The sequence below is a fragment of the Streptomyces sp. RG80 genome (genome assembly GCF_040446465.1).
In the GTDB taxonomy this organism is placed as follows: Bacteria; Actinomycetota; Actinomycetes; order Streptomycetales; family Streptomycetaceae; genus Streptomyces.
This window is the reverse complement of record NZ_JBEAAJ010000013.1, coordinates 107,137-129,809: the sequence shown is the minus strand read 5'-3', so window position 1 is coordinate 129,809 and position 22,673 is coordinate 107,137. Positions and strand designations below refer to the sequence as shown.

Sequence of the window (22,673 nt, the reverse complement as noted above, 5' to 3'; positions counted from 1 at the left end):
CATGGCCCGCGTATCCCAGGAACACCTCGACGCCCGCCGCCGGCAGATCCTCGACGGCGCCGCGATCTGCTTCGCCCGCAACGGCTTCCACGCCACGTCCATGCAGGACGTGCTGAAGGAGGTCGACCTGTCGGCGGGGGCCGTGTACCGCTACTTCAGCGGCAAGGAGGAGTTGATCGCCGCGGTCGTCGGCGAGGTGCTCGGCTCGGTCCGGGGGGCCTTCGAGGAGGCGGTGCACCTCAGTCCGCCGCCGGCGCCGGACGTCCTCATCACCCAGGTCCTCGGCCGGACCCTCGCCGCCCGGGCGAACCTGACCGTCGACGGCGAGCCGGCGTTCCCGCGGCTGGTCATCCAGGTGTGGGCGGAGACCCTGCGCAACAAGGAGCTGGCGGTCGTCCTGCACGAGGGCTACGCCGGGGTGCGCGGGGCGTGGTCACGGATCGTCCAGGGATACCAGGACGCCGGGATGATGCGGTCCGACGTGGACCCCGACCATGTGGCCCGCACGATGATCGCCGGCGCGATGGGCTTCCTCGCCCAGCAGTCCCTCTTCGGGCCCGCTCCGGCCGAGGTCCTCGGGGACGGACTGCGCGCACTGATGGGCATGACGGACGTGCCCGCCGCGACCGGAGGATCACAGCTCGGTTAACTTGCTTGAAATGCGGTCCAACTAGCCTGCCGCCACGCCACCAGGGACTTTGCCCGGCGGCTGAGGCAACCGGACCCCGCACGGTCCGGAGCGAGGACTGTGAGGTGGGACGTGCAACTGACCCCGCACGAGCAAGAGAGGCTGCTCATCCACGTGGCGGCCGACGTGGCCGAGAAGCGCCGGGCCCGTGGGCTCAAGCTCAACCACCCGGAGGCGGTCGCCCTCATCACGTCGCACATCCTCGAAGGCGCCCGTGACGGCCGTACGGTCGCGGAGCTGATGTCCTCCGGGCGCAAGCTGCTGACCCGGGACGACGTCATGGAGGGCATCCCCGAGATGATCCACGACGTCCAGGTCGAGGCGACCTTCCCGGACGGCACCAAGCTCGTCACCGTCCACGACCCGATCGTCTGACGGGGGCCGCCGTGATTCCCGGAGAGATCCTGTTCGCCGAAGGATCGGTCGTCTACAACGAGGGCCGTGAGGTCACCCGGCTGACCGTCCTCAACGCCGCCGACCGGCCCGTCCAGGTCGGCTCCCACTACCACTTCGCCGAGGCCAACCCCGGCCTGGAGTTCGACCGCGCCGCCGCGCGCGGCAAGCGCCTCAACGTCGCCGCCGGCACCGCCGTCCGCTTCGAACCCGGGATCCCCGTCGACGTCGAACTCGTCCCGCTCACCGGCGCCCGGATCGTGCCCGGACTGCGCGGGGAGACCGGAGGTGCCCTCGATGCCTGAGATCTCGCGTGCCGCGTACGCCGACCTGTTCGGCCCGACCACCGGCGACCGCATCCGGCTCGCCGACACCGACCTGATCGTCGAGATCGAGGAGGACCGTTCCGGCGGCCCCGGACTCGCCGGTGACGAGGCGGTGTTCGGCGGCGGCAAGGTGATCCGCGAGTCCATGGGGCAGTCGCGTGCTACGCGCGCAGACGGCACCCCGGACACCGTCATCACGGGCGCGGTGATCATCGACCACTGGGGGATCGTCAAGGCCGACGTCGGCATCCGCGACGGGCGGATCACCGGCATCGGCAAGGCAGGCAACCCCGACACGATGGACGGTGTCCACCCGGACCTCGTCATCGGCCCCGAGACCGAGGTCATCGCGGGCAACGGGCGGATCCTGACGGCCGGCGCGGTCGACGCGCACGTCCACTTCATCTGCCCGCAGATCGCCGACGAGGCCCTGTCCAGCGGTGTCACGACCCTGGTCGGCGGCGGCACCGGACCGGCCGAGGGCTCCAAGGCCACGACTGTGACGCCGGGCCCCTGGCACCTCGCCCGGATGCTGGAGGCGATGGAGCAGTACCCGCTCAACATCGGCTTCCTCGGCAAGGGCAACACCGTCTCGCACGAGGCGATGCTGTCCCAGATCCGGGGCGGCGCCCTGGGGCTGAAGCTGCACGAGGACTGGGGCTCGACCCCGGCGGTCATCGACGCCTCCCTCACGGTGGCGGACCAGACCGGCATCCAGGTCGCCATCCACACGGACACCCTGAACGAGGCCGGGTTCGTCGGGGACACGCTCGCCGCGATCGGCGGCCGCGGCATCCACGCGTACCACACCGAGGGTGCGGGCGGTGGGCACGCGCCCGACATCATGACCGTGGTCTCCGAGCCGCACGTGCTGCCCAGTTCGACGAACCCGACGCGGCCCTTCACCGTCAACACCGCCGAGGAACACCTCGACATGCTGATGGTGTGCCACCACCTCAACCCGGCGGTGCCGGAGGACCTGGCCTTCGCCGAGTCCCGCATCCGTCCCTCGACGATCGGCGCGGAGGACATCCTCCACGACCTCGGCGCCATCTCGATCATCTCCTCCGACGCCCAGGCCATGGGCCGGGTCGGCGAGGTCATCATGCGGACCTGGCAGACCGCCCACGTCATGAAGCGGCGGCGGGGCGCCCTGCCCGGGGACGGACGGGCCGACAACCACCGGGTGCGGCGCTACGTCGCCAAGTACACGATCAACCCGGCGGTCGCCCAGGGCCTCGCCCGCGAGATCGGCTCGGTCGAGACCGGCAAGCTCGCCGACCTGGTCCTGTGGGAGCCCGCGTTCTTCGGGGTCAAGCCGCATCTCGTCGTCAAGGGCGGCCAGATCGCCTACGCGCAGATGGGCGACGCCAACGCCTCCATCCCGACCCCGCAGCCGATCCTGCCGCGCCCGATGTACGGCGCGATCGGACGGGCGCCGGCCTCGAACTCCTTCAACTTCGTGGCCCCGCTGGCCATCGAGGACGGGCTGCCGGAGCGGCTCCAGCTCGGCAAGCGGTTCGTGGCGATCGAGTCGACCCGCGGTGTCACCAAGGCGGACATGCGCGAGAACGACGCGCGGCCCCGGGTGCAGGTCGACCCCGACAGCTTCGCCGTGCACATCGACGGAGAGCTGGTCGAGGCCACGCCCGCCGCCGAACTGCCCATGGCCCAGCGTTACTTCCTGTTCTGATGTCCAGGGGAGCGCTACTCGTTCTGGCCGACGGCCGGTTTCCCGCCGGGGGGCACGCGCACTCCGGCGGGGCCGAGGCGGCCGTCAAGGCCGGGCGGATCACGGGGGCGGCGAGCCTGGAGGACTTCTGCCGGGGCCGGTTGCACACGGCGGGGCTGGTCTCCGCCTCGCTGGCCGCGGCGGCCGTACTCGGGGTCGATCCCGGGGAGTTGGACGCGGCGGCGGACGCCCGGACACCGTCCCCTGCCTTGCGGGTCGCTGCACGGAAGCTCGGCCGCCAGTTGATGCGGGCGGCGCGGGCCACCTGGCCCTCGGCGGAACTCGACGCTCTGGCGCGGGAGTTCCCCAAGGGGGCCCATCAGCCGGTGGTGTTGGGCGTCGCTGCCCGGGCGGCGGGCCTCGACGCGGTCGATGCCGCGTACTGCTCCGCGTACGAGAGTGTGAGTGGGCCGGCTTCGGCGACGGTGCGGTTGCTGAGTCTGGATCCGTTCGATGCGACGGGGGTGCTGGCGCGGTTGGCGCCGGAGCTGGATCGCGTCGCGGATCGGGCGGTGGAGGCGGGGCGGAGAGTGGTCGACGAGGGGGTCGATGCACTGCCCGCGGCTTCCTCTCCGTTGCTGGAGATCTCTGCGGAGTTGCATGCGGCTTGGGCCGTGCGGCTGTTCGCGTCGTGAGTTTCCTCGCCCCCGCCGCCCTTACCCGTTCCCATCCCCAGGGGCTCCGCCCCTTCGACCCCGCTGGGGCTCCGCCCCAGACCCCGATCGGCCCGAAGGGCCTCGTCCTCAAACGCCGGACGGGCTGAGACACGCACCCGCACCCGACCCCCACCACCAGGAGCCGCACATGCACCTCGACCATCACCACGACGGCCCCGCCGCCCTCAGCGCCGACGCGCACCGGCCCGACGGATCTCGCCGTGCCCTGCGGATCGGGCTCGGCGGGCCCGTGGGCTCGGGCAAGACCGCCACCGTCGCCGCGCTCTGCCGTGCCCTGCGTGACGAGTTGTCCCTCGCGGTGGTCACCAATGACATCTACACCCGCGAGGACGCGGAGTTCCTGCTGCGGGAGGCCGTGCTGCCGCCCGAGCGGATCACGGCCGTGGAGACGGGGGCCTGTCCGCACACGGCGATCCGGGACGACATCTCGGCGAACCTCGAAGCGGTGGAGGACCTGGAGGACGAGATCGGGCCGCTGGATCTCGTGCTGGTGGAGAGCGGTGGGGACAACCTGACCGCGACCTTCTCCAGGGGGCTCGTCGACGCGCAGATCTTCGTGATCGACGTCGCCGGCGGGGACGACATCCCGCGCAAGGGCGGTCCCGGCGTGACCACCGCCGACCTCCTCATCGTGAACAAGACCGACCTCGCCCCCTACGTCGGCTCCGACCTCGCGCGGATGGCGGCGGACGCCAAGGCGCAGCGGGCCGAGCTGCCGGTCGTCTTCCAGTCGCTCAGGAGCGAGGCGGGCGTGGCGGACGTCGCCGCGTGGGTGCGGGCCCAGCTGGCCGCGTGGACGGCATGACAGCGGGGGTGAAGGCCACCGCGCGGATCGGGGCGCGGGACGACGGACGTGGCGGTACGTCGCTGCCGGTGCTGGAGGGCGACGGGCCGCTGGCGTTGCGGCGGACCCGGGGGAGTGCCGGCGAAGCGCGGGTCATGCTCGTCGGTGCGATGAGCGGGCCGCTCGGCGGGGACCACTTCACCGTCGAGGCCGATGTGGCGGACGGGGCCCGACTGCGGGTCGGGTCGGCCGCCGCCACCATCGCGCTGCCGGGACAGGCGAAGGGGGAGGCCCGCTACGACGTACGGCTCACCGTCGCCGACGGGGCGGAACTGCACTGGCTGCCCGAGCAGTTGATCTGCGCGCAGGGCAGCGAGCTGTACGTCAGCACGCGGGCCGACGTGGCGGCGTCCGGGCGGCTCGTGCTGCGTGAGGAGCAGGTGCTCGGGCGGGTCGCCGAGCAACCCGGCAGGCTCAGCAGCCGTCTCACTCTGCGCGTGGCCGGGCGTACCCTGCTGGATCAGGAGCTGGCCTGCGGGCCGGGGGCGCCCGGCGGCTGGGACGGTCCCGCCGTGCTGGGCGGGCATCGAGCCGTGGGGCAACTCATCGTCGTACGGCCGGAGTTCGCTACGCAGCCGGTCGCCGCGCGGGTGCTCGGAGACGGTGCCGTGGTCGTGCCGCTCGCCGGGCCCGCCGTATTGGTGAGCGCGGTGGCGCCGGACGCGCTGAAGCTGCGGAGGCTTCTGGACGAGGCTCTGGCCTCGCTCGGGTAGCGAACACCCCGCTCCGTTTATCGGATTGGTAAAGAAGAGGCTGCCACCCCTGTTCTCAGGCAACCCACAGCCGCGAGGATCCCCGTGTCATCAACGACGTATGGGGAGGTCGCAGTTGAGGCACCTTAGATCGACAGGGCGGGCCGCGGCATTCGGCTCGGCCGGAGTGCTGGTCACGGCGACCCTGATAGCCGGGGCCGTCGTGGCGCCCACCGCGAGCGCGAGTGCGGACAGCCGACACGGCCAGGACCGAGAGGCCCGCGGCGCCGCCATCGCCGCGGCCCGTGCCGAGAAGGCCGGGATCGACTGGCAGGACTGTCCCGCCGATTGGGGCCTGGAGAAGCCCATCCAGTGCGGCTGGGTCACCGTCCCGATGGACTACGCCAAGCCCTACGGCAAGCAGATCAAGCTCGCCGTCGACCGCATCGGCAACACCGGCACCAAGTCCGAGCGGCAGGGCGCGCTCATCTACAACCCGGGCGGTCCGGGCGGCTCCGGCCTGCGCTTCCCGCGCCGGGTCACCACCAAGGCCCCCGTGTGGGTCAACACCTCCAAGGCGTACGACTTCGTGGGCTTCGACCCGCGAGGCGTCGGCAAGTCGGCGCCCATCTCCTGCATGGACCCGCAGGAGTTCGTGAAGGCACCCAAGGCGGACCCGGTGCCCGACTCCGAGGCCGACAAGAAGGCCCAGCGCAAGCTGGCCCGTGAGTACGCCGAGGGCTGTGCCGAGCGCAGCGGCGAGATGCTGCCGCACATGACCACGCCGAACACCGCACGGGACCTGGACGTCATCCGGGCCGCGCTCGGCGAGAAGAAGCTCAACTACCTCGGCGTCTCCTACGGCACCTACCTGGGCGCCGTCTACGGCACGCTGTTCCCGAAGCACGTCCGCCGCATGGTCGTCGACAGCGTCGTCAACCCCTCGAGGGAGAAGATCTGGTACGAGGCCAACCTCGACCAGGACGTCGCCTTCGAGATGCGCTGGAAGGACTGGCAGGACTGGGTCGCCGCCAACGACGCCGTCTTCCACCTCGGCACCACCCGTGCCGCGGTGCAGGCCAAGTGGCTCGAACTGCGCGCCACCGCCAAGAAGAACCCCATCGGCGGGGTCGTCGGTCCGGCCGAGCTGATCGGCTTCTTCCAGGGCGCGCCGTACTACGACTCCTCGTGGATCCCGGTCGCCACCGTGTTCAGCAAGTACTTCGCCGGTGACACCCAGGCGCTCGTCGACGCGGCCGCGCCCGACCTGTCCGACACGGCGGGCAACGCGACCTCCGAGAACGGCAACGCGGTCTACACGGCCGTCGAGTGCACGGACGCCAAGTGGCCCACCAGCTGGAAGAAGTGGGACCGCGACAACACCCGGCTGCACAAGGACTACCCGTTCCTCACCTGGGCCAACGCCTGGATGAACCTGCCCTGTGCGACCTGGCCGGTCAAGCAGCAGACGCCGGTGGACGTCCGGACCGGCAAGGGTCTGCCCGGTGTGCTGATCGTCCAGTCCGAGCGTGACGCGGCGACGCCGTACGCCGGTGCCGTCGAGCTGCACCAGCGGTTCAAGGGCTCCCGTCTGATCACCGAGAAGAACGCGGGCTCCCACGGTGTGACCAGCCTGGTCAACCCGTGCATCAACGAGCGGGTGGACGCCTACCTGCTCAGCGGCAAGCTGGACGCCGCCGACGTCACGTGCGCCCCGCACGCGACGCCGAAGCCGTAACACCCGAGGGGGCGGCCCGTGCTCGGGCCGCCCCTATTCTTCCGCTCAAAGGCTCCCGAACCAGGCGTCCTCCGCCGCGTAGTCGAAGAGGTCGCCGTACGACCGCAGCATGTCCGGGTAGGCCTCCCGCCAGTCCCGCCCGGCCAGGTGTGTCTCGATCCAGGCGACGGTCCCGGGCAGCGAGTCCGCGTACCCGCCCACCGCCCGGTAGCCCAACTCCCGTTCGGCGGCGGTCATGTCGCACACCACGGGCACGGGCACCGACCACGGGGTGGCGCCGACCGTGGGTGCCGGCGGCGGCCCGTCGACCAGCACGTCCTCCCGCTCCACACCCATCACCGCGTCGATCGCCCGGGCGATCTCCGCTACCGTCGGCGCGTCCGGGTCCACGGCGTTGAGCACCCTGGAGCCCGGCCGCGCGGCGGCCAGCCGGATCAGCTCGGCGATGTTGTGGACGCTCGCCGGATGGAACCGGCTCTCACCGCCGTAGGCCAGGACGCGCCGGGTGCGCCCGTCCAGGTTCCGCTTGACGAAGTAGAGCTCGCGCGGGGTCCGGCAGTGCGCCCCGTGGATGGCTCCGGCCCGCAGCAGCGTGGTGGGCAACCGCTCCCCGGCCGCGAGCAGTTCGCGCTCCAGCGCGGCCTTGCGGGTGCTGTACGTCCCCTCACCCGGCGGGACGGTCCGCTGGTCCTCGGTGATCGGCACCGGGTACTCGGGGAAGCCGTCCGGGTCGTCCTGGGTGTCGAAGTTACGTCCCTTGTCGTCCTCGTACACCGAGACGCTGGAGATCACCACGGCGGACCCGACCCGGTCGGCGAGCGAGGTCAACTGCCGTGCGTGGCCCGCCCCGTAGGCGACCACGTCCACCACGACCTCGCAGCCGTCGCCCACCGCGGTCGCCAGCGCGGCGTCGTCCTCCCGGTCCGCCCGGACGACCCGCACGTCCTCGGGCCAGCCCTCGTCCCGTCCGCCGCCCCGGGAGACGGCGGACACCTCCCACCCGTCCCGGGCGAGCGCACCCACCGCCGCCCGGCCGATCTGCCCGGTCGCTCCGATCACCACAGCTCGTCGAGTCATACGGCGACGGTACGACGGTCAAGTCCCCCTGCCCCAGGGCCTTCTGCCGACAGCAGAGGTCAGCGCAGCGGCATCCGGGGGAACCGGCGGTCCTTCTCGGAGCGCTCGGCGGCCTCCGCGGCCTTGGCGACGGCCGCGTACTCGTCGACGTACTCCTGCCCGGAGAGGTTGAGGATGGCGTAGATGATCTCGTCGGTGATGGCGCGCAGGATCGCCTTCTCGTTCTCCATGCCTTCGTAGCGGGAGAAGTCGAGGGGTTCGCCGAAGCGGATGGTCACGGGGTGGATGTTGGGGATGACCTTGCCCGGGGGCTGGGCCTCGAAGGTGCCGATCATCGCGCAGGGGATGACGGGCACGCCGGCCTTCAGTGCCATCACCGCGACGCCGACCTTGCCCTTGTAGAGCCGTCCGTCGTGGGAGCGGGTGCCCTCGGGGTAGATGCCGAGCAGTTCGTCCTTGCTCAGCACCCCGAGGCCCTCGCGGATGGCGGCCTGGCCGGCCTCCTTGCCGGTGCGGTCGACCGGGATCTGTCCGGCGCTGCGGAAGAAGAACGCGGTGAGCCGGCCCTTCACGCCGGGGCCCGTGAAGTACTCCTTCTTCGCGAGGAAGGTGATGCGCCGCTTGAGGATCGCCGGCATCAAAAAGTGGTCCGAGAAGGACAGGTGGTTGCCGGCGACGATGGCCGCGCCGGTCGCCGGTACGTTCTCCAGCCCCTCGATCCGGGGGCGGAAGACCAGTCTCAGCAGCGGTCCCAACAACACGTATTTCAGCAGGTAGTAGAACAAGGGGGACGCTCCTCACTCCGGCAAATCGGTTCAACCGCCGCGTTCCAGCAGGTCAACCGGCGTGTCGTGGGGGTGCCAGTGTAAGTGCATACAGGTTCGCGGGGAACTGGGTCGCGGATGGGGAGGGCCGCCGCCCCAGCCTGGTCCGTGGCGGACACCCACAGCAACCCGGCACGCCAGGGTGACGCAATCACGCTGATCACTGGCAAGCGGGCGGCACTTGAACTCCGGATCCCACCTGCGCTACCGGCCCGGCGGACACGGAAGGGCCCGGAGCCGCTCCTCGGCTCCGGGCCCCGCGTCTCGCCTACGCCAGCACGGACCGCAAGGTGTCCAGTGCCGAGCGGAGTTCGTCCGCCGTGATCGTCAGGGGCGGCGCCAGCCGGATCGTGGAGCCGTGGGTGTCCTTGGCCAACACGCCTTCCCGCATGAGCCGTTCACCGATCTGCCGACCGGTGCCGAACGCCGGGTCGATGTCGACCCCCGCCCACAGCCCGCGGGCCCGGAAGCCCAGGACGCCCTTGCCGATCAGCTCCGACAGCCCGTCCCGCAGCACCACGCCCAGCTCGGCGGCGCGGCTCTGGAACTCGCCCGTCTCCAGCAGCTCGACCACGGCCGTGCCGACCGCCGCGGCGAGCGGGTTGCCGCCGAACGTCGAGCCGTGCTCGCCCGGCCGCAGCACACCGAGCACGTCCCGTCCCGCGACCACCGCGGAGACCGGGACGATGCCGCCGCCCAACGCCTTGCCGAGGAGCAGCATGTCGGGGACGACCCCCTCGTGCTCCACGGCCAGCGTCCGGCCCGTGCGGCCCAGGCCCGACTGGATCTCGTCGGCGATGAACAGGCAGCCCTTGCGGCGGGTCAGCTCGCGGACGCCGGTCAGATAGCCCTCGTCCGGGATGATCACGCCGGCCTCGCCCTGGATGGGCTCGATGAGCACCGCCGCGGTCGTCTCGTCGACCGCCGCCTCCAGCGCCGCGAGGTCGTTGTACGGCACGATCCGGAAGCCCGGGGTGAAGGGGCCGAAGCCCGCACGGGCCGTCTCGTCCGTGGAGAAGCTCACGATCGTCGTCGTACGGCCGTGGAAGTTCTCCGCGGCGACCACGATCGTCGCCTGGTCGGCGGGGACGCCCTTCACCTCGTAGGCCCACTTGCGGGCCACCTTGATGCCGCTCTCGACCGCCTCGGCGCCGGTGTTCATCGGCAGCACCATGTCAAGGCCGGTCAGCTTGGCCAGCCGGTCGGCGAACTCGGCGAGCTTGTCGTTGTGGAACGCCCGGGAGGTGAGGGTCAGCCGGTCCAGCTGGCGGTGTGCCGCCTCGATCAGCGCCGGGTGGCGGTGGCCGAAGTTCAGGGCCGAGTAGCCGGCCAGCATGTCCAGGTAACGGCGGCCCTCGACGTCCTCCACCCAGGTGCCCTCGGCGCGGGCGACGACCACGGGCAGCGGGTGGTAGTTGTGCGCCAGCACCGGCTCCTCGGCCCGGATCAGGTCGGCGGAGGAGTGCGTGTGAACGGCAGCGGTCATGAGCGGATCTCCTGGGTGCAGCACTTGATGCCGCCGCCGGCCTTGTGGAACTCGGAGAGGTCGACGGGGACGGGGACATAGCCGTGGTCGTCGAGGCGGGCGGCCAGCGCCTCGGCCTGCGGCGCGATGAAGACATGGCGGCCGTCGGACACCGAGTTCAGTCCGAACGCCATCGCGTCGTCGCGGGTCGCGAGCACCGCGTCCGGGTACAGCCGGGCGAGTACCCCGCGGCTGCCCGGGGAGAACGCCTCCGGGTAGTACACGATGTTGTTTCCGCCCCGCGAGTCGTCGAGGACGAACAGCGCGGTGTCCAGGTGGTAGAAGTGCGGGTCCACCAGCGTCAGGCTGATCACCGGGTGGCCGAAGAACTCCTGGACCTCGCGGTGCGCCTCCCGGGTCGTGCGGAACCCGGTGCCGGCCAGCACGTACCGGCCCGTCCAGACGAGGTCGCCCTCGCCCTCGCAGACCGACGCGGGGCGGTGGACCTCGTAGCCCGCCTTCTTGAACCACAGGTCGTAGTGCGTGGACTCGGGGCGCCGCTCGGGCGCGTGGAACAGGGAGCCGAAGACGCGGCCGTCGACGACGACCGCCGAGTTCGCGGCGAAGACCATGTCCGGGAGACCGGGGGCCGGCTCCACGGCGTCGATGTCGTGGCCATGGGTCCGGTAGGCGCCGATCAGGGCCTGCCACTGCTCCTGGGCCAGGTCCACGTCGACGTGGGTGTCGGGATGCATCCAGGGGTTGATCGCGTACTGCACGGCGAAGTGTCTGGGTTCGCAGACGAGGAAACGCCGTCGGCGCTGCACACGGGAGTCGGACACAGAGGGGTTCCTCCGCTTCCTGCGCTGTCGACTGAGGGTTGACACCAAGGTAGGAAGTGACGGTCACGCCCGACAAGCAACAAGAATTGCGTGTCCGCGCAGGAATGCTGCGTCTTTTACCGGTTCAGCGCAGTTCTGGTGCGCATATTCACGGCCCGGCCGGTGCGGGCTGGCTCGCGCCCGCCTCCGGGCTCTCCGGAATCAGATGGGACAGCACCATCACGCTGATCGTCTTCCGGATGAACGGCTCGATCCGGATCCGCTCCAGCACCTCCTCGAAGTGCTCCACGTCCCGCGCCCGCACATGCAGCAGCGCGTCCGCGCCACCCGTCACCGTCATCGCCGCGGTGATCTCCGGATGGTTGCGCACCACCTCCGCGAGCCGTCGCGGCGGCGCCGCGCCCTCGCAGTACACCTCGACGTACGCCTCCGTGCGCCAGCCCAGCGCCGAGGGCTGCACCGTGGCCGTGAACCCGGTGATCACGCCCGTCTCCCGCAACCGGTCCACGCGACGCTTGACCGCCGTGGAGGACAGCCCCACGGCCGTGCCGATCTCGGCGAAGCTCGTCCTGGCGTTCGCCATCAGAGCGGTGATGATCTTCCGGTCGAGCTCGTCGAACGGAGCGGGCGTGCTGTGCATGTCGGCACTGTATCCAGCGGGAACGTCCATACCTCGGCACGTGTGCAGACGTGCGAATTGCTCCTACACTCCGGGTTCATGCTGCGCGCCCTGGCTGTCGACGACGAACGCCCCTCGCTGGAGGAGTTGCTCTACCTCCTCAACGCCGACCCCCGGATCGGCACCGCGGAGGGCGCCGGCGACGCGACCGAGGCACTGCGCCGCATCAACCGGGCCCTGGAGTCGGGACCTCACGGGCCCGAGGCGATCGACGTCGTCTTCCTCGACATCAACATGCCCGGCCTCGACGGCCTCGACCTGGCCCGGCTGCTCACCGGGTTCGCCCGGCCGCCGCTGGTCGTCTTCGTCACCGCCCACGAGGACTTCGCCGTCCAGGCCTTCGACCTCAAGGCCGTCGACTACGTCCTCAAGCCCGTCCGCAAGGAACGCCTCGCCGAGGCCGTCCGCCGCGCCGCCGAGATCCGGGCCACCGAGATCCGCGACGCCGGCCCGCGCATCCCGGTGAGCGAGCCCGACCCCGACCACATACCCGTCGAACTCGGCGGAGTGACCCGCTTCGTCTCCGTCGAGGACATCACCCACGTCGAAGCCCAGGGCGACTACGCCCGTCTGCACACGACCAAGGGCAGCCACCTCGTCCGCATCCCCCTGTCCACCCTGGAGGAGCGCTGGCGCTCCCGCGGCTTCGTCCGCATCCACCGCCGCCACCTGGTCGCCCTGCGCCACATCGGCGAGCTCCGCCTGGACGCCGGCACCGTCAGCGTCCTGGTCGGCTCCGAGGAGCTCCAGGTCAGCCGCCGCCACACCCGCGAACTGCGGGACCTGCTGATGAGGAGGACGTGACGGTGCCCCAGAACCAGAACCCGGCCGAACGCCGGGTCGTCGTCACCGGCCCGCCCCGCCAGACCCGCCGCGCCCCCGGCTACTACCGCCCCCGCACCGAGATCGACGAGCAGACCACCCTCGGCCACACCTACGTCCGCTCCCTCATGCGCTCCCAACTGCGCGCCGCCCTCACCGTGTTCGCCGTCCTCGGCCTCCTCATCGGCCCGCTGCCCCTGCTGTTCGCCGCGATGCCGGACGCCCGCCGGGTGGAATGGGCGGTCCTCGGCTTCGGCCTGTACGCCCCACTGGTGCTGCTCGCCCGCTGGTACGTGCGACGGGCGGAACGCAACGAACGCGACTTCGTACGCCTCGTCGAGGACCGATGAGACACGAGGACCGATGAGACGCGCACCGACGAGACGCGAGCACCGATGAGGCACGAAGGCCGATGAACTCCAGTTACGCCGTCCCCGCCGTCGCCCTCGTCGTCGTCGCGACCGTCCTCGTCGGCGCCTTCGGCCTGCGCATCTCCCGCACCACCTCCGACTTCTACGTCGCCTCCCGCACCGTCGGCCCCCGCCTCAACGCCGCCGCCATCAGCGGCGAGTACCTCTCCGCCGCCTCCTTCCTCGGCATCGCGGGCCTCGTCCTGGTCCAGGGCCCCGACATGCTCTGGTACCCGGTCGGCTACACCGCCGGCTACCTCGTCCTGCTCCTGTTCGTCGCCGCCCCGCTGCGCCGCTCCGGCGCCTACACGCTGCCCGACTTCGCCGAGGCCCGGCTCGCCTCACAGGCGGTACGGCGGCTCGCGGGGGCCTTCGTCGTCGGCGTCGGCTGGCTGTATCTGCTGCCCCAACTCCAGGGTGCGGGGCTGACGTTGACCGTGCTGACCGGAGCGCCCGACGAGCTCGGCGGAGTGATCGTCGCCCTCGTCGTGGTCGCCACCGTCGCCGCCGGCGGCATGCGCAGCATCACGTTCGTGCAGGCCTTCCAGTACTGGCTCAAACTCACCGCCCTGCTGGTCCCCGCCCTCTTCCTGGTCCTCGCCTGGCAGGGCGACGGCGCCCCCACCCACGCCTTCGAGGAACCGGCGACCTTCCGCGAACAGGCGGTCGTCCGCGTCGACGACAGCCTCGACCTGAAACTGGACCGCCCGCTGACCGTCACGGTCGACGGCACCGTCGACGGCCGCGCCCACGAGAACACCGAGCTGCGTCTCCCCACCGGCACTCACCACATCGAGGCCGGCACCCGGCTGACCTTCGCCGAGGGCGCCCACGTCCCCGAGGCCGACCGCGGCGGCGGGGCCGGCCTGTCGCCCTCGCAGGCCGAGACCCGCGGCGAACGCCCGCTGTACGCCACGTACGGACTGATCCTCGCGACCTTCCTCGGCACCATGGGCCTGCCGCACGTCGTGGTCCGCTTCTACACCAGCCCGCACGGCGTCGCCGCCCGCCGCACCACCGTCGCCGTCCTCGGCCTCATCGGCGCCTTCTACCTCCTGCCGCCCGTCTACGGCGCCCTGGGCCGCCTGTACGCCCCCGAACTCACCCTCACCTCGGACGCGGACGCCGCCGTCCTGCTGCTGCCCGACCGGATGATCGGCGGCCTCGGCGGCGACCTGCTCGGCGCGCTGGTCGCCGGCGGCGCCTTCGCGGCGTTCCTGTCGACCGCGTCCGGGCTCACCATGGCGGTGGCGGGCGTGCTCACGCAGGACGTCCTCCCGTCGCGCGGCGTACGGCACTTCCGGCTCGGCACGGTCCTCGCCATGGCCGTGCCGCTGGCGGCGAGCGTCCTGGTCGGCGGGTTGCCGGTCGCCGACGCCGTCGGCCTCGCCTTCGCCGTGTCGGCGTCCTCCTTCTGCCCGCTGCTCGTCCTCGGCATCTGGTGGCGCCGGCTGACCCCGCCCGGGGCGGCCGCCGGGATGCTGGTGGGCGGCGGCTCCGCCCTGGTCGCCGTGGCCGCGACGATGGCCGGCTTCCCCGGCACCGGCGCCCTGCACGCGCTGCTCGCCTGGCCGGCCCTCTGGTCGGTGCCGCTGGCCTTCCTCACCATGGTCCTGGTGTCCCTGGCCACCCCGGGCCGGGTCCCGGCCGGGACGGCGGCGATCCTGGCCCGGTTCCATCTGCCCGAGCAGCTGCGCGCGGAGGTGAAGGCATGAGCGGATTCCTGGCCGGACTGTGCGTGGCGATCCTGCCGTTGCTGGCCGCGGGCTTCTGGCTGGGCAGGCGGACCGCCCACCCCCAGAACCTCGGCGGCCTCGGCACGCCCGTGGAGCACGCCACCTTCGAGACCCTGCACACCGCCTCCCTCGCCGCACCCCCGCTGCGGGCCGGCCTCACCGAGGAGACCGCCCGCCGATCGGCCCGGCGACTGCGCACCCTGCTCGGCACGGACGCCCTGTGCCTGACCGACCAGGAACGGGTCCTGGTCTGGGACGGCGTCGGCGGCCACCACCGCGACGAGATCATGAAACGGATCGCCGGCCCCCTGGAGACCGGCCGCGGCGAGGCCTTCCCGCTCACCTGCGACGCCCTCGACTGCACGGCGAGCTGGGCCGTGGTCGCCCCCCTCACCGTCGACGACCGGGTCCACGGTGCCCTCGTGGCCTGCGCGCCCCGGGAGTCCGCCGTCCTGGTCAGGGCCGCCGGAGAGGTCGCCCGCTGGGTCTCCGTGCAGCTCGAACTCGCCGACCTGGACCGCTCCCGCACCCGCCTCATCGAGGCCGAGATCAAGGCCCTGCGCGCCCAGATCTCCCCGCACTTCATCTTCAACTCACTCGCGGTGATCGCCTCGTTCGTGCGCACCGACCCCGAGCGCGCCCGTGAACTGCTCCTGGAGTTCGCCGACTTCACCCGCTACTCGTTCCGCAGGCACGGCGACTTCACCACCCTCGCCGACGAACTCCACGCCATCGACCACTACTTGGCGCTCGTGCGGGCCCGCTTCGGCGACCGACTCTCCGTCACCCTCCAGATCGCCCCGGAGGTCCTCCCCGTCACGCTGCCCTTCCTCTGCCTCCAGCCGCTCGTCGAGAACGCCGTCAAGCACGGCCTCGAGGGCAAGGCCGACAAGTGCCACATCCAGATCACCGCCCAGGACGCGGGCGCCGAGGCACTGGTCGTCATCGAGGACGACGGCGCCGGCATGGACCCCGCCCTGCTGCGCCGCATCCTCGCCGGCGAGGTCAGCCCCTCGGGCGGCATCGGACTGTCCAACGTCGACGACCGGCTCCGCCAGGTCTACGGCGACGACTACGGCCTCGTCATCGAGACCGCCACGGGAGCGGGTATGAAGATCACCGCCCGGCTGCCCAAATACCAGCCGGGCGTGCACTAGAACACCGGAGCACCGGACGCGGGCTCAGGTGCCGCGGGTGACGACCATCCCGAGGGTGATCAGTCCCAGCACGACCCAGCCGAACCACAGCCAGCCGTTGCTGCCTAGCGCCACCGTGTAGGCCGTCACCATCACGAGACCGCCGACGGTGAGCACCCCCATCGTTCTGGTCGAGCCATCCGTGGAACCGGTACCGGGCATCGCAACACCCTCCTCAGGATTCGTCTCCCTCCATGGTGCCCCCGTTCTGCTTCCTGACGGTGCAGACGACGAAATGAGTGCCCGCCTTCCAGGGCCCCTCGCTCGTCCAGGAGCCCGCCGTGTACACCGACGGGTCGAAGCCGTAGTCCCGCGGCGGCACCTCCCGCCCGCACGCCACGTCCGACTCCGTGCGCGCTTCCTGCAACGTCACGTCCGCGCCCAGACGGGTGAACCCGAGCACCTCCTCGTCGTGCGCCCCCGCGCAGGACACCAGCCGGGCGGACCGGTTGGACCGTACGTCGAGGCAGTCCCGTTTCTGCATGTTGGACACGTCGGAGAACTCGCTACCGGGCTTCCGGTGATCCCCGAGCGGCCCGTACACCGGCCCGTTCGCACCCAGCACCAGACAGGCGGTGCGTTTCCCGGCGGCCACGAACCCCGCCTCGGTCGGTACGAGGGCGAAACCGCGCACGTCCGCCAGCTTCCCCCGGAGCTCCCGCGTGCGCTCCTCGCACGCCGCCGGCCCCCGCTCCCGCGCCTCGGCGGCGGACCCGGCCCCTGCGAAGGCCACCACCTGCCCGTCCGGCAGCCGCGCCGCGCAGCCGGGGTCCGACGTCACCCTCGGCGTGCCCTGGAACCGCGTCCCGCTCGGCCAGTCGACGGTCACACAGTCGCCGTCCCCGAGCGGCTTCGCGAGCCCGACGTCCTCGCCGTACGGCTGTGCCGTGCCCCCGGTCCTCCCGGTGTCGTCGCCGGTCCCCGGCGGCTGCTGAGCCACGGCGTACCAGACGCCGCCCCCGGCCAGGACCAGCCCCAGCAGACCGGCGAGGGCGGAGTGCAGGGCCCGGGGGCGGGTACGGCGCCTGCTGCCGCCGGACGTGACCAGCGGCGGCGGCCCGAAGCCCTGCGGGGCGGCCGACGGCACCGGCATCGGGACCGGGACCGGCGCGGGAGGCGCCGGCTGCACCCACGGCGGCTGCGAACCGAGGTCCGTCCGGGTCCGGGCGTACGCGTCCGCCTGCGAGGTGACGATCCGCGACAGCGCCGCCTCCACCTCGGCCGCGCTGATCCGCCGCGCCGGGTCCTTGACCAGCATCGTCTCGAGTACGGGGCCCAGGGCGCCGGCCCGCACCGGTGGCCGTGGCTCCTCCATGACCACCGCGGAGATCTCCGCGAAGTGCGACTCGCGGTCGAACGGGCCGTGGCCCTCGACGGCGTGGTAGAGCGTGCAGCCCAGCGAGAACAGGTCCGCGGCGGCGGTGGGCGGCCCGCCCGTGGCGCGCTCCGGCGCCAGATAGCCCGCGGTGCCCACGAGCACGGACGTCAGCGTGTACCGCGTCTCACCGGCGTCCGGCTGCACCGAGATGCCGTAGTCGGTGAGCAGCACCCGGCCGTACGGCGACCCGGTGCGGTCCGGCGCGAGCAGGATGTTCGCCGGTTTCACGTCCCGGTGCATGACGCCCCGCTGGTGCCCGGCGGTCAGCGCGTCCAGCACGGCGAGGCCGATACGGGCACACTCCGCGGGCTGGAGCGGGCCGCGCCGGGCGATCAGCTCGCGCAGGTCCACCGCGCCCGACACGTACTCCATGACGATCCACGGCAGCCCGTCGTGCTCCAGCACGTCGTGCACCGTGACCACGTGCGGATGCCCGCGCAGCCCCGCCGCGTGCCGGGCCTCCGCACGGGCCCGCGCCACCCGGGCCTCACGCTCGTGACCGGCCTCCACCGCGTCCCGGAAGACGATCTCCTTGAGCGCCACCTCGCAGGCGAGTCTCTGGTCGTGGGCGAGCCACACATGGCCCATACCCCCGCTGCCGAGCTGGTTCAGCAGCAGATAGCGGCCGGCGATGACCCGGCCCACTCCCGACGTCGATGGTCCTGAAGGCATCCGGTGACTCCCGGGGTCTGCGGCGCGCTAGACGGTGGCGCTCTCGGTGGGCTCCTCGGTGGCGGGTCCCGAGGTGGCCGGTTCGCTGGTGGCCGGCGCGCTGGTGGTGGCCGGTGCGCTGGTCGTCGCCGGCGGGGCGCTCGTGGTTTCCGGTGGCGGCGCGCTGGTCGTCTGCGGCGGTGAGCTGGTCATGGTCGGCGGTGAGCTGGTCACGGCAGGGGGTGGGCTCGTCGCCGGTGCGCTGCTCGTCGGGGGTGGTGACGGGCTGCCGCTCGACGGCGGGGGCGAGGAGCTGGGTGGCGGGCTGGAGGAGGGTGGGGCGGAGCTCGGTGGGGGTGAGCCGCTGCCGGGACCGGAGCTGCCCGTCGTCGACGGTTCGGACGTCGACGGCGCCGGGGGCGTGGTCGTGGGCGGGGGAGTGTCCTTGGACCCGTCCGAGGACCCGGCGTCCCCGGCCACGCTCAGCAGGACGTACTCCCCGAAGCCCAGCTCGGTCCCGGCCGGCGGATCGGTCGCCTCGACCCGGGCGTCGTCCGGCGGCAGCCCCTCGCTCTCGTAGCCGGCCGCGAGCCCCTTGTCGGTCAGTGCGCGTCGGGCCTCGCCGAACGTCGTACCGGCGAGGTTCGGCACCGCGCGCTTCTCCCGGGTGTCGAAGGCGGCGTCCTTCGCCCCGGACGTGCCGACCGGCCGGCTGATGCCGCGATCGGTGTCCTCGACGTCGACGAGGGTGATCTTCTCCAGGGGCCGGGCCGCGGGCCGCACGGCCACCACGGAGGAGGGGTCGTACCCCTTCCACTCCTTGTTCCCGTCCTCGAACTTGACCGAGATGCGGCTCGTGTCACCCGCGAAGGGCCGCAGCGGATTTCCGCACGAGCACTTCACCGCGGGCTGTCCCTGCGTATCGACCAGAATCGCGATTCCGGCCTGGAGCAAGGAGTCGTACGGAACAGCCTTTCCCTTTTTGTAGTCGTGGTTCTGCACGAGAGTGTCGTGACGCAACAACACGGGTGTGAGCCGATCGAGATATTCCGGTATCTCGCCTGTCGTGATTTTCAGGGCACGCGCCCACGCCTGTGCTTTCTGTTCGTTCCTGGGATCGGTGAGGAATTGCTCGAGCTGGTCGACATCGCAGACCGTCGGTTGCTTCGAACCCCCGTACAGACCAGGCGTGTCACCCTGCTGGAGACTGCCCCGCACGGGCCGCGACGCGACCTGCGCGTCCTTCCCCAGCCCGTTGTTCTCGTCGAAGAAGGGCGCCAGCGAGGGCACACCGACCGCGATCGCCTTCACCATCAGCAAGGGCGTCTCTCTGTCGCAGCCGCTCACCGCGAGAACGAGAACCAGCAGACACGCGACCTTTGTGGCGAGCCTTTGCATAAATGCGCGAACTGTCATCACCGCTCCCCCCGGCGGTTCCCCCAACGCGCTTCATGCTACTGAATGCTTTCGCGGAGCGAGGCCTTCAGCGTCCGCGTGCGTTCAATGAGGCCAAATAGGCGTTGTACGCCTCGAGTTCCCTGTCCCCGTCCCGATCGGCGGCCCGGTCCTTACGCCTGGCCTGCCGCTGTTCCGAGCCGTACCACTGGAACAGCAGTGCGAGCAGAACGAGTACCGACGGAATCTCGCTGAATGCCCAGGCAATCCCGCCCGCGGCATTCTGATCGGAAAGCGCGTCGATGCCCAGCGAGGCCGGCGGGTTCTTGAACGTCTCCACCATCGGAGTGGACGCCATCATCAGCGCGATGCCGAAGAACGCGTGGAACGGCATGCCCGCGAACAGCTCCAGCATCCGCATCAGATAGCCGGGCCGCTGCGGACCGGGGTCGACACCGATGATCGGCCAGAAGAACACCACGCCCACGGCGAGGAAATGCACCATCATCGCGACGTGCCCCGTCTTCGACCCCATCAGGAAGTCGAAGATCGGCGTGAAGTACAGCGCGTACAGGCTCGCGATGAACAGCGGGATGCTGAACGCCGGGTGCGTGACGATCCGCATGTACCGGCTGTGCAGCAGCGCGAGGAGCAGTTCACGCGGCCCCTTGCGCCCCTTGCCCGCGACCGGCAGCGCCCGCAGGGCCAGCGTCATGGGGGCGCCGAGCAGGATCAGGATCGGCGACAGCATGCTGATGACCATGTGCTGCACCATGTGCACGCTGAACATGACCATCCCGTAGTCGTTCAGCCGGGTGCACATCATCAGCCCGATGGACAGCACACCGGCGACGTACGACACCGTCCGTCCCCACGACCACGCGTCCCCGCGCCGCCGCAGCCGCACGACCCCCCACCCGTACAGCGCGAGCCCGACGAGGCAGGCGACGAGGAAGAACGGGTCGGCCGACCACTGAAGACCCCGCCCCAGCGTGAACGGCGGCAGATCCATGGTCATGCCGTGCCCGCTGTGATCCATTCCGGCGGCTCCTGATTCGTGGGGGTTGTGCAAGTCTGTCCGCACACAGACTAGAACCGCCCCCGGCCGCAGCTGCGGCCGGGGGCGGACTCTTCACTTCCGTACGACGTGATCTAGAGGACGCACTCGGCTTCCTCGTACCGCTCCGCGGGCACCGTCTTGAGCGTCTCCACGGCCTCCGCGAGCGGCACCATCACGATGTCCGTGCCGCGCAGCGCGGTCATGTGGCCGAACTCCCCACGGTGCACGGCCTCCACGGCGTGCCAGCCGAAACGCGTCGCCAGCACACGGTCGTACGCGGTCGGCGTACCGCCCCGCTGCACATGCCCGAGGATGACCGGCCGGGCTTCCTTGCCCAGCCGCTGCTCCAGCTCGATGGAGAGCTGACGGGCGATCCCGGCGAACCGCTCGTGGCCGTAGATGTCCTTGCCGCCCTCGTCGAACTCCATGCTTCCGGCGGCCGGCTTGGCCCCCTCCGCGGCGACGACGATCGCGAACCGCTTGCCCGCCTCGAACCGTTGGCCGACCCGCTTGGCCAGCTCCTCGATGTCGAAGGGCCGTTCGGGGACGACGATGGCGTGTGCGCCGGCCGCCATACCGGAGTGCAGGGCGATCCAGCCGGTGTGCCGGCCCATGACCTCGACCACCAGCACCCGCTGGTGCGACTCGGCGGTGGTCTTGAGCCGGTCCAGCGCCTCGGTCGCCACCCCCACGGCCGTGTCGAAGCCGAAGGTGACGTCCGTGACCGCGATGTCGTTGTCGATGGTCTTCGGCACGCCCACGACGGGCAGACCGGCGTCCGACATCAGCCGGGCCGCCTTCAGCGTGCCCTCGCCGCCGATCGGGATGATCGCGTCGAGACCCAGGTCCTGGAGATGGCCCTTGGCCCGCTCCACGCCGTCACGCAGGTGCGAGGGCTGGACCCGGGAGGAGCCGAGGATGGTGCCGCCGCGGGCCAGGATGCCGCCCACCGCGTCGAGGTCGAGCTTGAGGTAGTCGCACTCCAGGAGGCCCTTCCAGCCGTCCCGGAAGCCGATGACCTCGTCGCCGTGGTCGACGACGGCACGGTGCACGACGGACCGGATGACGGCGTTCAGGCCGGGGCAGTCGCCGCCGGACGTGAGGACACCAATGCGCATAGCCCGAAACAACCTTCTCAACGTGGGCCGGGGACCGGACCACGTTGTCCGGCTCGATCCCCGCCACCCTAGCGGCAGGAGGGGGCGGGGTCGTAGCGTGCGTCCGCCTGCTGGACGGCCCCGCTCAGGTGTGCGGACACATCGTCAGACGGGCTGGTAAAAGCTGCCTGGAGCGCAGGTGAAACCGCAGCTCAGGCAGGTTGCTCGGCAGCCGCGATGCGCTCGGTGCGCAGCGCCTCGTACCACCGGTCGTCGGTCGGCGGCAGCGCGTTCACATCGAGCGCCAGCTTCAGCAGCAGGTCGGCGATGAGGGGGTTGCGCGCCAGCACCGGACCGTGCATGTACGTACCGAAGACGGTGTCGTTGTACGCGCCCTCCGTGCCGTCGCCCGTGCCGTTGCCGTTGCCGGTGCGGACCTGGGCGAGGGGCCGGGCGGTGGGGCCGAGGTGGGTGACGCCCTGGTGGTTCTCGAAGCCGGTCAGCGGGGGCAGACCGAGGCGCGGGTCGATGTCGCCGAGGACGTCACCGACGCACCGCTCGCCCTCACCGCGTACGGACACCACGTCGAGCAGCCCGAGGCCGGGCTCCCGCTGGCCGAGATCGTTGATGAACTCGTGGCCGAGGATCTGGTAGCCGGCGCACACCGAGAAGACGATCGCGCCGTTCTCCACGGCCCGGTGCAGACCGCCGTCCCGGCGCAGCCGCTCGGCCGCGAGCCGCTGCGGACGGTCCTCGCCGCCGCCGACGAGGTAGATGTCCCCGGAGGTCGGGATCGGCTGGTCGCTGCGCACGTCGAGCCGGGCCACGTCGAGGCCGCGCTGGCGCGCGCGGCGTTCCACGACGAGGACGTTGCCCTGGTCGCCGTAGGTGCTGAGCAGGTCCGGGTAGACCCAGACGACCCGCAGCTGGTTGTCGCTCACAAAAGTCCCC

The 22,673-nt window shown here is 71.4% G+C and carries 23 protein-coding genes; 12 read left to right on the top strand and 11 right to left on the bottom strand.

What is annotated here, in order from left to right; genetic code table 11:
• Position 1: 1 nt before the first annotated feature.
• From ABKA17_RS38550 to ABKA17_RS38515, 8 genes are all read left to right on the top strand, one after another.
• Positions 2-649: a TetR/AcrR family transcriptional regulator gene (locus tag ABKA17_RS38550; RefSeq protein ID WP_353697037.1), complete on the top strand. Its 648-nt coding sequence runs from the start codon at positions 2-4 to the stop codon at positions 647-649.
• A gap of 111 nt (positions 650-760) precedes the next feature.
• A complete protein-coding gene (locus ABKA17_RS38545) occupies positions 761-1,063 on the top strand; it encodes an urease subunit gamma (RefSeq protein ID WP_010988499.1) in 303 nt (100 codons plus the stop codon).
• A gap of 11 nt (positions 1,064-1,074) precedes the next feature.
• Complete coding sequence (locus ABKA17_RS38540) at positions 1,075-1,386, top strand: urease subunit beta (protein ID WP_353697036.1); 312 nt, start codon at positions 1,075-1,077, stop codon at positions 1,384-1,386.
• Entirely contained in the window at positions 1,379-3,100 is a 1,722-nt protein-coding gene (locus ABKA17_RS38535; RefSeq protein WP_353697035.1) for an urease subunit alpha, read from the top strand. The genes ABKA17_RS38540 and ABKA17_RS38535 overlap by 8 nt, the downstream gene beginning before the upstream one ends.
• Entirely contained in the window at positions 3,100-3,774 is a 675-nt protein-coding gene (locus ABKA17_RS38530; protein WP_353697034.1) for an urease accessory protein UreF, read from the top strand. Before ABKA17_RS38535 ends, ABKA17_RS38530 begins: the two co-directional genes overlap by 1 nt.
• A 169-nt stretch (positions 3,775-3,943) precedes the next feature.
• Positions 3,944-4,621 (top strand): urease accessory protein UreG, encoded by a 678-nt coding sequence (gene ureG, locus ABKA17_RS38525; RefSeq protein WP_353697033.1) that lies wholly within the window; start codon positions 3,944-3,946, stop codon positions 4,619-4,621.
• Positions 4,618-5,373, top strand: coding sequence for an urease accessory protein UreD (locus ABKA17_RS38520; RefSeq protein WP_353697218.1), 756 nt, complete (start codon positions 4,618-4,620; stop codon positions 5,371-5,373). Before ureG ends, ABKA17_RS38520 begins: the two co-directional genes overlap by 4 nt.
• Positions 5,374-5,488: 115 nt before the next feature.
• Positions 5,489-7,090, top strand: a complete 1,602-nt coding sequence (locus ABKA17_RS38515) for an alpha/beta hydrolase (RefSeq protein WP_353697032.1) — start codon at positions 5,489-5,491, stop codon at positions 7,088-7,090.
• Positions 7,091-7,135: 45 nt separating this feature from the next.
• Here ABKA17_RS38515 and ABKA17_RS38510 read toward each other — a convergent pair whose 3' ends face one another.
• From ABKA17_RS38510 to ABKA17_RS38490, 5 genes are all read right to left on the bottom strand, one after another.
• Entirely contained in the window at positions 7,136-8,152 is a 1,017-nt protein-coding gene (locus ABKA17_RS38510; protein ID WP_502994518.1) for an NAD-dependent epimerase/dehydratase family protein, read from the bottom strand.
• 74 nt (positions 8,153-8,226) lie between these two features.
• Positions 8,227-8,952 (bottom strand): lysophospholipid acyltransferase family protein, encoded by a 726-nt coding sequence (locus ABKA17_RS38505; protein ID WP_353697030.1) that lies wholly within the window; start codon positions 8,950-8,952, stop codon positions 8,227-8,229.
• 307 nt (positions 8,953-9,259) lie between these two features.
• A complete protein-coding gene (rocD, locus tag ABKA17_RS38500) occupies positions 9,260-10,477 on the bottom strand; it encodes an ornithine--oxo-acid transaminase (RefSeq protein ID WP_353697029.1) in 1,218 nt (405 codons plus the stop codon).
• Entirely contained in the window at positions 10,474-11,298 is an 825-nt protein-coding gene (gene ddaH, locus ABKA17_RS38495; protein ID WP_353697028.1) for a dimethylargininase, read from the bottom strand. The genes rocD and ddaH overlap by 4 nt, the downstream gene beginning before the upstream one ends.
• Before the next feature lie 148 nt (positions 11,299-11,446).
• The gene (locus tag ABKA17_RS38490; protein WP_353697027.1) at positions 11,447-11,938 is read right to left on the bottom strand and encodes an Lrp/AsnC family transcriptional regulator; all 492 of its coding nucleotides are present in this window, start codon (positions 11,936-11,938) and stop codon (positions 11,447-11,449) included.
• Positions 11,939-12,016: 78 nt separating this feature from the next.
• On the opposite strand from ABKA17_RS38490, the gene ABKA17_RS38485 reads away from it, so the two are divergent.
• The 4 genes from ABKA17_RS38485 (at position 12,017) to ABKA17_RS38470 (ending at position 16,102) form a co-directional block, all read left to right on the top strand.
• A complete protein-coding gene (locus ABKA17_RS38485) occupies positions 12,017-12,781 on the top strand; it encodes a LytR/AlgR family response regulator transcription factor (protein ID WP_353697026.1) in 765 nt (254 codons plus the stop codon).
• Positions 12,778-13,149, top strand: coding sequence for a hypothetical protein (locus tag ABKA17_RS38480; protein ID WP_353697025.1), 372 nt, complete (start codon positions 12,778-12,780; stop codon positions 13,147-13,149). The genes ABKA17_RS38485 and ABKA17_RS38480 overlap by 4 nt, the downstream gene beginning before the upstream one ends.
• A gap of 62 nt (positions 13,150-13,211) precedes the next feature.
• On the top strand, positions 13,212-14,924 hold the full coding sequence (locus tag ABKA17_RS38475; RefSeq protein ID WP_353697024.1) for a sodium/solute symporter: 1,713 nt from the start codon (positions 13,212-13,214) through the stop codon (positions 14,922-14,924).
• Positions 14,921-16,102, top strand: a complete 1,182-nt coding sequence (locus ABKA17_RS38470; RefSeq protein WP_353697023.1) for a sensor histidine kinase — start codon at positions 14,921-14,923, stop codon at positions 16,100-16,102. The genes ABKA17_RS38475 and ABKA17_RS38470 overlap by 4 nt, the downstream gene beginning before the upstream one ends.
• A gap of 24 nt (positions 16,103-16,126) precedes the next feature.
• On the opposite strand, the gene ABKA17_RS38465 is transcribed toward ABKA17_RS38470, so the two are convergent.
• From ABKA17_RS38465 to ABKA17_RS38440, 6 genes are all read right to left on the bottom strand, one after another.
• Positions 16,127-16,303, bottom strand: a complete 177-nt coding sequence (locus ABKA17_RS38465; RefSeq protein ID WP_353697022.1) for a hypothetical protein — start codon at positions 16,301-16,303, stop codon at positions 16,127-16,129.
• Positions 16,304-16,316: 13 nt separating this feature from the next.
• Complete coding sequence (locus ABKA17_RS38460) at positions 16,317-18,191, bottom strand: serine/threonine-protein kinase (protein WP_353697021.1); 1,875 nt, start codon at positions 18,189-18,191, stop codon at positions 16,317-16,319.
• Between the two features lie 27 nt (positions 18,192-18,218).
• A complete protein-coding gene (locus ABKA17_RS38455; protein ID WP_353697217.1) occupies positions 18,219-19,484 on the bottom strand; it encodes a DUF6777 domain-containing protein in 1,266 nt (421 codons plus the stop codon).
• Positions 19,485-19,653: 169 nt separating this feature from the next.
• On the bottom strand, positions 19,654-20,604 hold the full coding sequence (locus ABKA17_RS38450; protein ID WP_353697020.1) for a cytochrome c oxidase assembly protein: 951 nt from the start codon (positions 20,602-20,604) through the stop codon (positions 19,654-19,656).
• A gap of 113 nt (positions 20,605-20,717) precedes the next feature.
• Positions 20,718-21,743: a 6-phosphofructokinase gene (locus tag ABKA17_RS38445; RefSeq protein ID WP_353697019.1), complete on the bottom strand. Its 1,026-nt coding sequence runs from the start codon at positions 21,741-21,743 to the stop codon at positions 20,718-20,720.
• A gap of 191 nt (positions 21,744-21,934) precedes the next feature.
• Positions 21,935-22,663, bottom strand: coding sequence for a type 1 glutamine amidotransferase (locus ABKA17_RS38440; RefSeq protein ID WP_353697018.1), 729 nt, complete (start codon positions 22,661-22,663; stop codon positions 21,935-21,937).
• Positions 22,664-22,673 lie beyond the last annotated feature (10 nt).

What these genes read in the sequence shown, in the direction of transcription:
- ABKA17_RS38465 (WP_353697022.1), bottom strand. Translation starts at nt 16,303, where the DNA reads ATGCCCGGTACCGGTTCCACGGATGGCTCGACCAGAACGATGGGGGTG.
- ABKA17_RS38460 (WP_353697021.1), bottom strand. Translation starts at nt 18,191, where the DNA reads ATGCCTTCAGGACCATCGACGTCGGGAGTGGGCCGGGTCATCGCCGGC.
- ABKA17_RS38450 (WP_353697020.1), bottom strand. Translation starts at nt 20,604, where the DNA reads ATGGATCACAGCGGGCACGGCATGACCATGGATCTGCCGCCGTTCACG.
- ABKA17_RS38530 (WP_353697034.1), top strand. Translation starts at nt 3,100, where the DNA reads ATGTCCAGGGGAGCGCTACTCGTTCTGGCCGACGGCCGGTTTCCCGCC.
- ABKA17_RS38550 (WP_353697037.1), top strand. Translation starts at nt 2, where the DNA reads ATGGCCCGCGTATCCCAGGAACACCTCGACGCCCGCCGCCGGCAGATC.
- ABKA17_RS38490 (WP_353697027.1), bottom strand. Translation starts at nt 11,938, where the DNA reads ATGCACAGCACGCCCGCTCCGTTCGACGAGCTCGACCGGAAGATCATC.
- ureG (WP_353697033.1), top strand. Translation starts at nt 3,944, where the DNA reads ATGCACCTCGACCATCACCACGACGGCCCCGCCGCCCTCAGCGCCGAC.
- ABKA17_RS38455 (WP_353697217.1), bottom strand. Translation starts at nt 19,484, where the DNA reads ATGGTGAAGGCGATCGCGGTCGGTGTGCCCTCGCTGGCGCCCTTCTTC.
- ABKA17_RS38470 (WP_353697023.1), top strand. Translation starts at nt 14,921, where the DNA reads ATGAGCGGATTCCTGGCCGGACTGTGCGTGGCGATCCTGCCGTTGCTG.
- ABKA17_RS38535 (WP_353697035.1), top strand. Translation starts at nt 1,379, where the DNA reads ATGCCTGAGATCTCGCGTGCCGCGTACGCCGACCTGTTCGGCCCGACC.
- ABKA17_RS38485 (WP_353697026.1), top strand. Translation starts at nt 12,017, where the DNA reads ATGCTGCGCGCCCTGGCTGTCGACGACGAACGCCCCTCGCTGGAGGAG.
- rocD (WP_353697029.1), bottom strand. Translation starts at nt 10,477, where the DNA reads ATGACCGCTGCCGTTCACACGCACTCCTCCGCCGACCTGATCCGGGCC.
- ABKA17_RS38475 (WP_353697024.1), top strand. Translation starts at nt 13,212, where the DNA reads ATGAACTCCAGTTACGCCGTCCCCGCCGTCGCCCTCGTCGTCGTCGCG.
- ABKA17_RS38445 (WP_353697019.1), bottom strand. Translation starts at nt 21,743, where the DNA reads ATGCGCATTGGTGTCCTCACGTCCGGCGGCGACTGCCCCGGCCTGAAC.
- ABKA17_RS38520 (WP_353697218.1), top strand. Translation starts at nt 4,618, where the DNA reads ATGACAGCGGGGGTGAAGGCCACCGCGCGGATCGGGGCGCGGGACGAC.